This window comes from Proteus sp. G4415 (assembly GCF_963896075.1).
GTDB classification, from domain to species: Bacteria; Pseudomonadota; Gammaproteobacteria; order Enterobacterales; family Enterobacteriaceae; genus Proteus; species Proteus mirabilis.
This window is the reverse complement of the sequence record NZ_CAWQOK010000019.1, coordinates 21,721-35,273: the sequence shown is the minus strand read 5'-3', so window position 1 is coordinate 35,273 and position 13,553 is coordinate 21,721. Positions and strand designations below refer to the sequence as shown.

Here is a 13,553-nt window from a genome sequence, read left to right as displayed (position 1 = left end):
GAGTTAGAAATTAAAACTATTTTTGGTGTTCCCGGCGATTATAATTTACCTTTTATTGGTGTTGTTGATAATGATAAAGATATTCAATGGGTAGGCGCATGTAATGAATTAAATGCATCATATGCTTGTGAAGGATACGCACGGATCAAAGGTTTTTCTGCTCTGTGTACAACCTATGGAGTGGGGGAGTTAAGTGCGATAAATGGTGTTGCTGGCGCATTTGCAGAGCAGGTTCCCATTATTCATATTGTTGGCGCGCCTTCTCAGTCAAAGCAAGAGAAAGGAAAAACATTACATCATTGTTTAGCGACGGGTAGGTTTGATGCCTTTGAAAAAATGTATCGTCATATTTCAAAAACAACGGCTGTATTAACATATCACAATGCGACGGAAGAAATTGATAGAGTATTAGAAACATTGTGGCGTTATCGATATCCGGTTTATTTATTAATACCAGAGGATGTCGGTGTGATGAAAGTTAATAAACCAAAGTTACCATTACAATTAACATTACCTCAAAGTAATCCCGACGATTTAAATAAAGTTATTACTCTTCTTGAAAATAAAATTAAGCAATCAAAATCACCATGTATTATTATTGGCGAACAAGTATCACGTTACCAATTAAGAAAACAAGTTGAGAATTTATTAGAAAAAACTAATCTGCCGTTTTTTACTGTATGGGGAAGTAAAGGGGTTGTTGATGAAGGGCGTCAACAGTATGGTGGAATATTATTTGGTGAATTATCTAATCCACAAGGTTTAGATTATATTATAAATTCTGATTTAATTATTAGTCTTGGGGTGAGTTGGGATGAAGTTAATACAGCGGGATTTACCTTCGACGTTCCCACACAAAATTGCTATCAATTTTATGATACTTATAGCTTAATAGAGGAAGAGAAGATTTATGGCGTTTCTTTACTCGATATGCCTAACGCCTTATTAGCCCTTGACTATATTTATCCCCACAACATAGCGTTACTACCGCAAAAAATAGTACCGCCTGATTGGCAAGGACTGATAAAAATAGATTCTATTCCTCTTCTGTTAGATAAAGTCCTTGATGATAATTCGGTTATTCTTGCTGAAGCAGGTAATGCTTTTTTATGTGCTGTTAATCATATATTTTCTGGTAACAGTCAATTAGTGGTCAGTAATATTTGGGCATCCATTGGTTATACTTTACCCGCCGCATTAGGTGTTACTCTTGCATTAGAAAACCAAGGACGTGCCTTTGTTGTTATTGGTGATGGTGCATTTCAGATGACTGCACAAGAGCTTTCTACTTTATTACGCTTAAAACTCAATCCCGTTATTTTTATTGTTAATAATCAAGGTTACGCATTTGAAAAGATCTTTTACGGGCCTAAAGATACCTTTAATGATATCCAAAACTGGAATTACTCACAGTTACCTGAGCTATTTAATTGTGATGCTTATAGCGTGAAAGTGGATAGTCTAGAAGCGTTAGAAACCGTATTACCTTTATTAAAAGTGCATCAAGATGAACTGTGCCTTGTTGAACTTGATATGGATAAACATGACTATTCGGAGCCAATCAGTGAATTTATTGCGTTGCTTAATCAGTATAAATGATGGGTATTAAAATGTTATAAAGTAAACAGCCATCTAACTATCCGCTCGATAGTTAGATGGCGTTAACTGTTTATCAAGGCGCTAAAAACTATTTTTTTAAGTAAAGCGTTAATTGCGTTCCCGGTTTTAACATCTTGATATCAGCATTCCAGCTCATTAATTGCTTAAGATTAATATTGTGACGACGAGCAATACTGTAATAAGAGTCACCTTGACGAACTTTATAGTAACTTGGTGAAGCGCCGGTTGGTTTGCCTGTCGGACGATTGTTCACACTACCTGCATTATGAATTTTTAATGTTTGCCCAACTAATAGGGTACTCTTTGCACTTAATCCATTGAGTCGTTGTAGCTCTTTTACGCTCATATTATAACGTCGAGCAATGGCATAAAAAGAATCACCGGAGCGGACTTTATAAATACCTTCTTGTTTAATCGACTGATTGGCTTTAGCGACCGCTAAACGGATGGTCTTTAAAATCGCTTCGTCAGCAAACGCATTTTGGAACTGCGCAAGTTTATTACGAGGAAGCAAAATAACATGAGGGCCATTTGGTGCGGTGATCCCGCGCTTATAGCCTGGGTTATAGTCTTTTACGGTTGTAATAGGTAATTGGCTAAGTTCAGCGACTTTGCTTAATGTTATCTGTTCGCCAATATCAATTGCGGCTAATGATTTATCGCGATAGTTACTTTTCGGGAAAGTGATATCGGCTTCATTGTCACGGATAACTTTACTTAAGGCGAGAATTTTAGGCACATAATTCATGGTCTCTTTGGGTAATGAAAGTGACCAGTAATCGGTAGGTAGATTTTTGCTTTCATTAGCTTTTATCGCTTGCATAACACGACCTTCGCCCGCATTGTAAGCGGCTAATGCTAAAGGCCAGTCGCTATCAAACATAATGTAAAGGCGTTCAAGCAAATCTAAGGCTGCATTAGTAGAAGCGACAACATCACGGCGACCGTCATACCATTGATTTTGTGCTAGACCATAATAATTAGCTGTGACAGGGACAAATTGCCATAAGCCAGCCGCTTTAGCTGAAGAGGTGACATGAGGATTAAACGCACTTTCCACCACCGGAACCAGTGCAAGCTCCATCGGTAGATCACGTTTTTCTATTTCCTCAATAATCCAATACATATAAGGCTCTGCACGTAATGCAACGGTTTGTATATGTTTTGGATTATTTAAAAAATAAGTTTCTTGCTGCGAAATCCTTTCATTGTCAGGGATATCCATTTTTAATTCACTTACTACATAACCCCACAAATTGGTTTTTATATCATATTGTGGTTGGTAAGAAGTTGAAGTCCCTAAAGATGTGGGTGTTATCGCAGACAAATCGGGTTTTATGCTCTTAGATTGCTGGCAACCCGCCAATAGCAATATAGAGAACAAAATCACTTTTGTCTTCATGTTCGAAAATTAGTCCTGTGTGTTTTTTGCCCTAAATAATACTAGTGTTCCCAAATAAAACAACCGATAGGAACTAAAAGTTGTCTTTTAATTCTCTTAATTTTGTAAATGTCTTTATTGGAGCATAAGTATTAGAAGTTATACCTAAAATTCTTTGTAAATCAATATCGTCAGATTTTAGAAAAAGATTAATATTCTTTTCATTTTTCAGTGTTATCGGCACTGTTGGTTGCAAATGATGGCGCATTTCAGTAACTTTGTTTAAATAATCGGTAATATCAGGATTTTTTGGCATAATATGGTGCGCAAAGGTCAAGTTAGCTAATGTATACTCATGGGCACAACAAATTAAGGTGTTATCAGGTAATGCCATTAACTTTTGTAATGAGCTAAACATTTGTTGTGCACTACCTTCAAATAAACGTCCGCAACCGCCGGAAAATAGCGTGTCACCGCAAAATAAATAAGGTTCGCTATAGTAGGCGACATGACCTAATGTATGGCCTGGTGTTCCGATGACTAAAAAAGAAAAAGAATCAACGATAATGTGTTCTTGATCATGAATAATTTTATTAGCGCCTTTAGTTTGTGTTTCTTGTGGACCAAAAACCTCAATGTTAGGATATTTACTAACCAACCCAGCAACACCACCAACATGATCTTCGTGGTGATGAGTTAACAAAATAGCGACAGGTGTTAATGAACGTTGTGAGATGATGTCTATAACCGGTTTGGCTTGGGAAGGATCGACAATCACACATTCACTATTTTCATTACTTAATAGCCAAATGTAGTTATCGGATAAAGCGGGAATTCTGATAAGCTCCATAAAGTTACCTTACTTATAAATATAAAAGGGTTAAACGATGAAAGCAGCGCGTTCGGGAAAACCAATTTGTATGCCAAGCTCTTGGCGTAATATTCCTTGGGGAGAATATTACCGCATGGCAATTGAATTGCGATTACAAAATTGGTGGCCGAAAATATACGGTTTTCATATGCTTAAATTAGGTCAACTTAGTGCTGAACTCGATACTAAATCCAGTATGGTCTCACATCAAGTTAACGTGACTACAACGACGACAAACACAGATGTTATGGCGTCTCTCAATTATCTGCCATTTGAAAATAAATCGGTTGATGTCTGTCTTATGGCTCATGTTTTAGATTACAGTGCAGACCCTCATTGGTTATTAAGAGAAGCCGATCGTGTATTAGTGGATGACGGTTGGATCATCCTATCAAGTTTTAATCCTATCAGCCTATTAGGTATAGGAAAATGTACGCCTATTTTACGGCATAAACAGCCCTATTATTGTCGGATGTTTTCACTTCGTCGCCAAGTTGATTGGCTAAGTGTGCTTAATTATGAAGTGATAACACAACAGAACTTCCAGATTATGCCATTTTCCCGTCCCGTAAAACGTGATGGTAAGCGCTATCATGTCGGGGGATGTTTAAATTTAATATTAGCACGTAAAAGAACGCTTCCTTTAACACCCACCGCGATGAAGTTTGCATTACCGCGTATGAGTGTAAAAGGCAGAGTTTTAGGCGCTACACGTAATCGACCTGATTAATATCACTATCTGCCGTTATTACTCTCAGGTTTTATCTTGTTGACTTTCTAGATAGCCAGTATCTTCTTTTGTGGGAGATTGCGCGGCCGCTTTGGCCAGTTCATCACAACGTTCATTTTCGTCATGGCCTGCATGACCTTTAACCCAATGCCATTCAATTTCATGACGCTCAATGGCTTTATCAAGACGCTTCCATAAATCAACATTCAGCACAGGGCTTTTATCTGCTTTACGCCATTGGCGTTTTTTCCAACTATGTATCCACTTGGTAATTCCCTGTCTGACATACTGGCTATCCGTAGTCAGTGTAATTTTACAAGGGAATTTTAACGCTTCTAATGCTACGATAGCAGCAAGGAGTTCCATGCGGTTATTGGTGGTCATAAAAAAACCTTCACTAAGGGTTTTTTCATGCTGTTGGTAGCGTAAAATTGCACCATAACCACCAGGACCTGGGTTGCCTAAACATGAACCATCGGTGAATATTTCTACCTGCTTGTGCATAAAGGCGACTTATCCTTTTTAAGTAATACGAAAAATTAACCCTAAGTCTGACATAAAAACGGATTATGAGCACTCCAATCACACGACAAATTGTACTAGATACCGAAACAACCGGTATGAACAAACTGGGCGTTCACTATGAAGGCCATAATATCATTGAAATTGGTGCCGTTGAGGTTATCAATCGTCGCTTAACTGGGCGAAATTTCCATGTTTATATAAAACCAGAAAGATTGGTTGATCCTGAAGCTTTTGAAGTTCACGGGATCAGTGACGAATTTTTAGAAGATTGTCCTTTATTTGCAGAAATAGCGGATGAGTTTTTAGCGTATATTCGTGGTGCAGAATTAATTATCCATAACGCCTCGTTTGATATCGGCTTTATGGATTATGAGTTTCAGAAGCTTAACCGTGATATTCCTCTCACAGAAACTTTTTGCCAAATAACCGATAGCCTTGCTATGGCAAGGGAGTTATTTCCTGGCAAACGCAATAATCTAGATGCGTTATGTGACAGATATTTAATTGATAACTCCAAACGAACACTGCACGGCGCATTATTAGATGCCGAGATCCTCGCTGATGTTTACTTAGCTATGACCGGTGGGCAAACCGCATTAGCTTTTTCAATGGAAGGTGAATCGAACGAAGAGCAAAAAGGGGATGATATACAACGTATTGTACGACCAGTGCGTGGATTAAGAGTAATAAAAGCCTCTGCAGAAGAGTTAGTTGCGCACGAAGCTCGGTTAGATTTAGTGGTGAAAAAAGGAGGCCACTGTTTATGGCGTCCAGCTCCTGCTTCGAATGATGAAACTGCATAAAGGTAAAGTGATATAAATAGAGTGTTGAGATTAAAAACTATCCAAACGCATCTTTTTGTTAGAAAAATAGTTGACGACAAGGTAAGAGATTCGTAATATTCATCTCGTCCGAAAGGATACGCGGAGCGGTAGTTCAGTTGGTTAGAATACCTGCCTGTCACGCAGGGGGTCGCGGGTTCGAGTCCCGTCCGTTCCGCCAGAATTTATCGTTTTGATGTATTAACTGACATCAAAATAATTAGAAACCGTATCGCTTTATGCTGATGCGGTTTTTTTTGCCTAAAATAAAAATAGTATCATTAACTCATTAACTCATTAACTCATTAACTCATTAACTCATTAACTCATTTAGTCAGTATTCTGTCGACACTCACGTCTTCTATTACAGATATCTAAGTTTATTACTTTTGTCTCTGTTTTCTACCTCCATTTATAACGCCACTATTATTTGCTATTAAATAAGAGCAATTCATATTAATTGGTAGCTTTATTTTACCTATTATATTTTGTTATCGATAATGGTAACTATTATCGTTATAGTTTTAATTCGCATTATCTTGCTATAATCTCTCTTATACCTAGCGTGGGGTAACTAACAGGCTAACATTCAATGAGCGAAAATAGAGCGTCTAAACAACACTCAAGTAAAACAACAAAAGCAAGGGTAGTGAAGGAATATCAGCGACAGATACTTCGTCGTTTCTTTTACTTAATGATATTAGGGGGCGTGTTATGTAGCGTTTTGATCCTTGATTTTACTTTAGGGCCTTCAGGATTATCGCTGACTGAACTGTGGAATACACTAATATCGCCAGAAACTGCCGATGCTGGCACTCGGGTTATTGTGTGGGATATCAGGCTACCTTACTCCCTTATGGCGGTTGTCGTTGGAATGTCACTCGGGTTAGCGGGTGCTGAAATGCAAACTATACTCAATAACCCGCTGGCAAGTCCCTTTACGCTTGGCGTCTCTTCTGCCGCTGCTTTTGGTGCTGCTTTAGCGATTGTTTTAGGGATTGGTATTCCGGGGGTTCCTGCTCAGTGGTTTATTTCAGTTAATGCGTTTATTTTCGCATTACTGGCAACGTTGTTACTGGACTTTATCTCACGTTGGATGCGAGTTTCTACCTCTGGAATTATTCTCTTTGGCATAGCGTTAGTGTTTACTTTTAATGCTGCTGTTTCCATTATGCAATTTATCGCTAACGAAGATACGCTTCAGGGATTAGTGTTCTGGACAATGGGTAGCCTTAATCGGGCATCGTGGGATAAGTTATACATTTTATTGGTTGTATTAGTGATTATCTTCCCCTTGTCATTGATGAATGCTTGGAAACTGACGGCACTTCGTCTAGGGGAAGATCGTGCGATGAGCTTTGGGATCAACGTCAGACGCTTACGCCTAACAACATTACTTCGTATTAGCATCATTTCTGCCTTGGCGGTAGCATTTGTTGGCCCAATAGGTTTTATTGGATTAGTCGCTCCTCATATTGCTCGGATGACTTTTGGCGAAGATCATCGTTTTTATTTGCCCGCAAGTGCCCTTATTGGTGCATTGGTATTATCGATAGCTTCTTTAGTCTCCAAAAACCTTTTATCTGGTGTGATTATTCCGGTGGGAATTGTGACTTCTCTTGTGGGTATCCCTTTCTTTGTTAGTATCATTTTGCGTCATCGCGGGAGAATATAATGAACACGGGATTGAATGCTGGGTTGCGTATTGAAAAGTTTTCTACGGGATATGCGAAGCGAGAAATCATTAAAGAATTAACGGTCTCACTGCTTCCACGAGGGAAAATTACTGTTCTTTTGGGGCCTAATGGCAGTGGTAAATCGACGTTGTTAAGGGCGCTTGCTGGGCTTAATAGCGCACAAGGAAAGCTTTTTCTTGGTGATGATGAGTTACTCTCCCTCTCTTTTTCTAAACGAGCAGAGCAGGTGGTTTATTTGCCACAAACTTTACCTGCGGGTGTTCATTTGAGTGTCTTGGAGTCAATTCTGGTTGCAAGACGAGCTTTAGGTGAACATCGTTCTCATTCAGCGAATGATGAAGTTATAGATCTATTAGAACAACTGGGAATTTCACATTTAGCTATGCGATATCTTGATGAGTTATCCGGTGGACAGAAACAATTGGTGGGGCTTGCTCAATCACTAATTCGACGACCAAGTTTATTATTGCTAGATGAACCACTTAGCGCACTCGATCTTAATTATCAGTTTCATGTGATGGAATTAATCGCGAGAGAAACCAAGAAACGTAATATGATTACTGTGGTTGTTGTTCACGATATTAATATTGCATTACGCCATGGAGAGTATGTATTAATGCTTAAAAATGGGGAGTTAGTTGCCAATGGTTTACCAACTGAGGTGATCACACCAGAAATACTCGCCGATGTTTATCGCGTTAGCGCCCGTATTGAACGATGCTCTAGAGGCCATCCACAGGTATTAATTGATGGGAGGATAAATGATATATAGCATTTTTAAACCACTCAAATAATTGTATTTGATATGATGACTATACTTATTTGGGTGGTCTTTGATAGATTCAATTTGGTTTATATTTACCATTGATAATACGCGTGGCTTGTTTTATTAAAGGTAAATCAATCATCTCCCCATTAATCTGAAAAGCATAACTGGCTGTTGATTGCTTAACCACTTCTTGCGCCCATTTAATTTTTTCCTCAGTAGGTTTAAATGCCTTATTAACAGTATCTATTTGATCCGGATGAATACAGAGTTTAGCGCCAAATCCAAGAGCGCGAGCATGGTTGGCGTCCATTAATAATGTATTAGGTGTGCAAAATTCAGGGGTGACACAGTCAATAGGGGAGATAAGGTTGGCAATGCGTGAAGCGATAACGATTCGGCTTCTTGCGTATAGCAACGCTTCTGCTGTTTGTTGGCAATCAATATCTAGTGAGTAATCTAATGAGCCGAATGCTAATCTCGTTACACCACTATTGGCAATCTCTTCACAATGGTGCACTCCACGCGCTGTTTCTATAATGCCTATAAATGGTCGCTTTGATATAGCCAGATGAAGTTTTGATTTTATATAGGAAAGTATTTCCGCATCTTCCAGTTTTGGGATCATTACTCCTGTCATTAGCGTTTCATTTAATGAATTTAATAGATCAACATCGTTTTTAAATTCTTTCTCTTTAGGATGATTTATTCTGATATATATACTGGTGTTAATGATGGTGTTATTTATTGTCGTTAGCCAATTTTGAATGTTGTCACGTCCGAGCGGTTTTTCATCAGGATGAACCGCATCTTCAAGATCAAGAATGATCGCATTTGCACCATAAGTTAACGCTTTGGAAATCATAACTTTTTTATTAGCAGGGACAAACAGATAGCTAATCTCTTCGTTCATATTTACCTACCTTAGTAATAAATATAATGTATCTTCCATAAAAACGAATAATTATGAGAATGAGATTGATTATTATTTACATCATCATTTTCTGATGGTAGCTTACTCATCAACCTTTTTCAAGACGCTCGAAAAAGTAAAAAAAGGTTAAGTAACCCCCCAAGATAGATAAATTTAAATTAATTGTTTAAGCCTTATTTCTTTGGGAGAAAAATGATGGAGACGGTAGAGAAAAAGAGTATTGCAGGGCAACAAACTGCTATACAAACAGATTTTTCAACACGTAATGCCCTTGCTCGTATCATTCGCTGTCTTTTTGCAGAAAAATTATTGGATGATAATAAACTGCAAGTTTTCAATGATGAAAATAACGTTAAGTACCCGCTTTCTGATGGGATACATATCCTTCAATTTAATCAAACGACCGTTTTTCCTGCAAATACCGTTATTAATCGCGGTGATATTATCCTTAAATCAATGGATGGCCGCCACCGAATGGTGCAATCCCATGAAGAACTTATGGGGATACTGAAAAATGAACTTAGTTTCACCCCTACAACGGAGGGAATGACAAAATTCAATAAAGATGTAGCAAACAGTATCCATAATGATCGATTAGCTAGAGCACATCGGTCAAAGTGGCGGGATACGATTTCTAATGAGATGGCACAAGAGGGAACATCTTGTTTTATTGAATGGATAACTCGTCATTACAGTCGGCGTGATGGTGCAACTTTTCTCGATCAGTGGGGTGCGCTTGAAGGTCATTCTTATTACCCAACTTGGAAGTCTAGACCCGGTTTAAGCGATGATGATATTGTCGCACTATCAGCTGAATTTGGTGCACGAGTTAATCTGCGTATCGCAGCCATACAAAGCGATATGGTTTATTGTGAGAAGATGCCCCATATTCAGGATATCCATCAATGGTTTTCATCGGCTTTTCCAACCGTTTGGAATAAATGGTGTGAGTGGCTTACAAGTCAATATCAAAACCCACAAAAATGGTTACCTATTCCTCTGCATCCTTGGCATCTTGAACACTGGATCATTGCGCATTTCTCAAAAGAAATAGATGAAGGCATTCTTCTACCATTAGGCCCTCAACTTGAGACCGCGGCATCCATGTCGTTTAGAACCATGCTTCCTACCGCATCTAGATCACCCTTTATCAAATTACCTGTTGCTATCTGGATGACTAGCGAAATGCGCAGCCTTCAAGCCAAATCTATTCATATGGGGCCACGTATTAGTACGATTATTGAGGATATTTTGCGGGTGGATAAGGATTTTGATGGCAAGCTGGACTTTTTCCGAGAAGAAGTGGCGTGGCATTTTCGTCATAACGTGCGTATGGATGACGCTGAAGGTAAGTTTCTCTCGGTTGTATTTCGTGATACGCAAGCATGGGAAAGAAACGATAATTTAATCGCTATCACAGTTGCATCATTATTTACTGAGCTCCCACATAAACCCCAACCCCTTATTAGCGAGCTGATCGCATTATCAGGCGACTTACCTGAAACATGGTTTCGTAATTATACCAAAGTCATACTGAAACCCGTTTTAGCGATGTATTTAATTTATGGCATTGCCCTTGAGGCACACCAACAAAATACGCAAGTTTTATTTGATGATTCCGGTCGTGCGGTCACCATGCTTATTCGTGATTTTGGTGATGGACGCAGTTGGGCTCCAGCACTGCGTCAGCAAGGATATGAGCTTCAACCTTATATCTGGCCCGGCATTTTACCCACGGTGTTTGAAGATGATATTGAACCTGTCAGAACCTTCGTTGTAGATGCTTGTCTTGTCAGCCATTTACATGAAATTGCGCTTTGTTTAACTCAACTTTATGACATCCCTGATACCCGCATATGGACTGTGATCGGCGAAGAGCTTGAACTTGTGTTTAAAGCACTTCAACCCAGAGTAGAGGCGGATTTTTGGCACAAAGAGCGTGAACATTTTCTCCACCACCCTTGGTATACCCGCTCATTAATGAGCATGCATTTACAGCAATATACTGATTACCGTCTTCAGCATGGACTTAACAATCCGTTAGCTGGTGAACAAGTAGATAACTCTAAGATCTGAGAGAATAATAATGATCACAAACAAACATTTTTTAGCATTGACTATTGCAGCAAGTTTAATTCCTGATTTCGTCAGCGCGGAAGAGAGAATTATTGTTAACGCAGAGCGCGTTAACCCCCAAACTAAAGGTAGGTTATCACAACAAGCCAACATAGGTTTATTGGGAAATAAAGATATCCAAGATATTCCATTTAGTATTAAGGGATATACCTCGAAATATATTGAGCAACGACAGGCTAAAACACTTGGCGATGTAATAAAAGATGATCCATCCGTTCAAGTGACATCTCCGTCAGGTGGTATTCTTGATTCCTTTATGATCCGAGGATTCCCTATCGGGGAAGGCAATATTGGTGAAGTTGCCCTCAATGGTGTTTATGGTGTAGCGCCAAATTATCAGTTATTACCTCAATATTTAGAGCGAATAGAATTACTAAAAGGGCCTGGGGCGGGGCTTTATGGTATCTCCCCCAATGGCGGGGTTGGCGGTGTTGTTAACGCGGTGACGAAAAGACCTACTCGTCAGGGAACTAAACAGATTACTACCACTTGGGGATCTGATAATCAACTTGGTGCCTATATAGATGTAGGTAAATTGTGGGTAACCCCAGACGGTGAAATGTGGGGCGTCCGATTTAATGGTGGTGGTAGTGGTGGAGATCTGGCGCTTGATAATACTCATAAAAAAACGGCATTAGGTGCACTCGCTCTTGACTATGGAAAAGATGGATTCACCGTTTCAGTTGATTTATTCGATCAATATCAATATGTCAAATCACCTAATCGTCCTTTTATTGTCTTAGCGGGTATCGATGTTCCTAAGGCCCCTAATGGTCGACGCAATATTGCCCAAAAAGGGATGTGGTGGAACACCCGCGATCAGGGCGTATTACTGCACAGTTCATACGAGCTTAACGATAATCTAACACTCTTCATGAATGCCGGTGGTGGTCGTTCAATCGTTTCACGTATCTCTGAGCAAACCCCAAAGATTATTAACGACAATGGAGATGTTGAATCGGCAATCACTAATTATCGCTTTAATGTACATCGTTATATTTTTGAAACCGGTGTCAGAAGTTATTTTTCAACGGGCGCTATTGATCATCAGATGACATTACAGGCCAGCTATTATCATGACCGTCTTGCTGTTGCGGGTAATGTAGGAAAACAAAAGGTGATTTCTAATATTTATTCACCATCAGAAGTCGATGTTACCCTACCATCGTCTCCAGCAAGCGTTCCCAAAGTATCTTCTAGTCAATTAACTAGCTTTGCCGTTTCGGACATCATGACCATATTGAATGGCAGTGTGGATATTATCCCCGGGATACGTTTGCAAAGAGTGCAAGCCGATAACTTTATGGCTAATGGACAGCGTTCGGCCAGTTATGATGAATCAGCGGTGACGCCAATGTTGGGGCTGGTTTACCATCCTTTAGAGTCTGTTTCGCTCTATGCCAACTATATTGAAGGGTTAAGCAAAGGCGATATAGCCCCGAGTTTTGCAAAAAATGCCGGCCAAGTGATGCGTCCTTATCGCTCGCGACAGTACGAAGTTGGGGTTAAGTATGATAATGCGGGAATACAAAGCAGTTTGGCTCTTTTCCAGATAACCAAGCCTAGTGGTGCTATCGACAGCACTGATAATATATTTAATGCTAATAGTGAGCAGCGAAATCGTGGCGTTGAAGTTAATCTTTCAGCGCAGGTGCTGGATAATTTACAAATCTCAGGCAATCTTTCTCTTATTGATGCCGAACTTATCAAATCGCCTAAATCTGATATCCGTGGTAACAAACCCGTTGGCGTTTCTCCTCTACAAGCAAATGTGGGAGTGGAATATGACCTTCCTATTTTGCATGGATTGTCATTAAACAGTTATGTCAATTATAGCGCAAAGCAATATGTCAATCAGGCAAATACACAGTCTATCAATTCTTGGACAACGGTAGATATGGGAGCCTCCTATAAAACACGTGTGTATGGTGCGCCTACCACTTTCCGTTTTGATGTACAGAATCTATTTAATCACCATTACTGGTCTGGTGTCGCGTCATATACCACTATTGCACAGGGAGCACCACGTACTTTCCTTGCCTCGGTAAGTGTTGACTTCTAAGAGGGTTCCA

Annotated in this window: 11 protein-coding genes and 1 tRNA gene; 8 read left to right on the top strand and 4 right to left on the bottom strand. The window is 39.5% G+C overall.

The window, feature by feature from the left end; translation table 11 throughout:
• Nucleotides 1–1,599: alpha-keto acid decarboxylase family protein (locus AACU95_RS01790; protein ID WP_161737155.1), on the top strand; the 1,599-nt coding region annotated here is incomplete at its 5' end.
• Between the two features lie 88 nt (nt 1,600–1,687).
• Here AACU95_RS01790 and mltD read toward each other — a convergent pair.
• Nucleotides 1,688–3,022, bottom strand: a complete 1,335-nt coding sequence (gene mltD / locus AACU95_RS01785) for a murein transglycosylase D (RefSeq protein WP_012367513.1) — start codon at nt 3,020–3,022, stop codon at nt 1,688–1,690.
• 73 nt (nt 3,023–3,095) lie between these two features.
• Nucleotides 3,096–3,851: a hydroxyacylglutathione hydrolase gene (gene gloB / locus AACU95_RS01780; protein ID WP_004252479.1), complete on the bottom strand. Its 756-nt coding sequence runs from the start codon at nt 3,849–3,851 to the stop codon at nt 3,096–3,098.
• A gap of 37 nt (nt 3,852–3,888) precedes the next feature.
• On the opposite strand from gloB, the gene AACU95_RS01775 reads away from it, so the two are divergent.
• Entirely contained in the window at nt 3,889–4,602 is a 714-nt protein-coding gene (locus AACU95_RS01775; protein ID WP_004244976.1) for a class I SAM-dependent methyltransferase, read from the top strand.
• A gap of 24 nt (nt 4,603–4,626) precedes the next feature.
• Here the strand turns inward: AACU95_RS01775 and rnhA are convergent, their stop codons facing one another.
• Entirely contained in the window at nt 4,627–5,106 is a 480-nt protein-coding gene (gene rnhA, locus AACU95_RS01770) for a ribonuclease HI (protein WP_004244975.1), read from the bottom strand.
• A 65-nt stretch (nt 5,107–5,171) separates the two neighbouring features.
• On the opposite strand from rnhA, the gene dnaQ reads away from it, so the two are divergent.
• From dnaQ to AACU95_RS01750, 4 genes are all read left to right on the top strand, one after another.
• Entirely contained in the window at nt 5,172–5,930 is a 759-nt protein-coding gene (dnaQ, locus tag AACU95_RS01765) for a DNA polymerase III subunit epsilon (RefSeq protein WP_161737154.1), read from the top strand.
• A 122-nt stretch (nt 5,931–6,052) separates the two neighbouring features.
• Nucleotides 6,053–6,129, top strand: a tRNA-Asp gene (locus tag AACU95_RS01760).
• 513 nt (nt 6,130–6,642) lie between these two features.
• Nucleotides 6,643–7,623, top strand: coding sequence for a FecCD family ABC transporter permease (locus tag AACU95_RS01755; RefSeq protein WP_223232014.1), 981 nt, complete (start codon nt 6,643–6,645; stop codon nt 7,621–7,623).
• The gene (locus AACU95_RS01750) at nt 7,623–8,417 is read left to right on the top strand and encodes an ABC transporter ATP-binding protein (RefSeq protein WP_012367516.1); all 795 of its coding nucleotides are present in this window, start codon (nt 7,623–7,625) and stop codon (nt 8,415–8,417) included. Before AACU95_RS01755 ends, AACU95_RS01750 begins: the two co-directional genes overlap by 1 nt.
• 70 nt (nt 8,418–8,487) lie before the next feature.
• Here the strand turns inward: AACU95_RS01750 and AACU95_RS01745 are convergent, their stop codons facing one another.
• The gene (locus AACU95_RS01745) at nt 8,488–9,324 is read right to left on the bottom strand and encodes an HpcH/HpaI aldolase/citrate lyase family protein (protein ID WP_004247306.1); all 837 of its coding nucleotides are present in this window, start codon (nt 9,322–9,324) and stop codon (nt 8,488–8,490) included.
• 213 nt (nt 9,325–9,537) lie between these two features.
• Here AACU95_RS01745 and AACU95_RS01740 point away from each other — a divergent pair, with 213 nt between their 5' ends.
• Nucleotides 9,538–11,421, top strand: a complete 1,884-nt coding sequence (locus AACU95_RS01740; RefSeq protein WP_012367518.1) for an IucA/IucC family protein — start codon at nt 9,538–9,540, stop codon at nt 11,419–11,421.
• Between the two features lie 10 nt (nt 11,422–11,431).
• On the top strand, nt 11,432–13,543 hold the full coding sequence (locus AACU95_RS01735) for a TonB-dependent receptor (RefSeq protein ID WP_012367519.1): 2,112 nt from the start codon (nt 11,432–11,434) through the stop codon (nt 13,541–13,543).
• Nucleotides 13,544–13,553: the final 10 nt, after the last annotated feature.

What these genes read in the sequence shown, in the direction of transcription:
- mltD (WP_012367513.1), bottom strand. Translation starts at nt 3,022, where the DNA reads ATGAAGACAAAAGTGATTTTGTTCTCTATATTGCTATTGGCGGGTTGC.
- gloB (WP_004252479.1), bottom strand. Translation starts at nt 3,851, where the DNA reads ATGGAGCTTATCAGAATTCCCGCTTTATCCGATAACTACATTTGGCTA.
- AACU95_RS01775 (WP_004244976.1), top strand. Translation starts at nt 3,889, where the DNA reads ATGAAAGCAGCGCGTTCGGGAAAACCAATTTGTATGCCAAGCTCTTGG.
- rnhA (WP_004244975.1), bottom strand. Translation starts at nt 5,106, where the DNA reads ATGCACAAGCAGGTAGAAATATTCACCGATGGTTCATGTTTAGGCAAC.
- dnaQ (WP_161737154.1), top strand. Translation starts at nt 5,172, where the DNA reads ATGAGCACTCCAATCACACGACAAATTGTACTAGATACCGAAACAACC.
- AACU95_RS01755 (WP_223232014.1), top strand. Translation starts at nt 6,643, where the DNA reads ATGATATTAGGGGGCGTGTTATGTAGCGTTTTGATCCTTGATTTTACT.
- AACU95_RS01750 (WP_012367516.1), top strand. Translation starts at nt 7,623, where the DNA reads ATGAACACGGGATTGAATGCTGGGTTGCGTATTGAAAAGTTTTCTACG.
- AACU95_RS01745 (WP_004247306.1), bottom strand. Translation starts at nt 9,324, where the DNA reads ATGAACGAAGAGATTAGCTATCTGTTTGTCCCTGCTAATAAAAAAGTT.
- AACU95_RS01740 (WP_012367518.1), top strand. Translation starts at nt 9,538, where the DNA reads ATGATGGAGACGGTAGAGAAAAAGAGTATTGCAGGGCAACAAACTGCT.
- AACU95_RS01735 (WP_012367519.1), top strand. Translation starts at nt 11,432, where the DNA reads ATGATCACAAACAAACATTTTTTAGCATTGACTATTGCAGCAAGTTTA.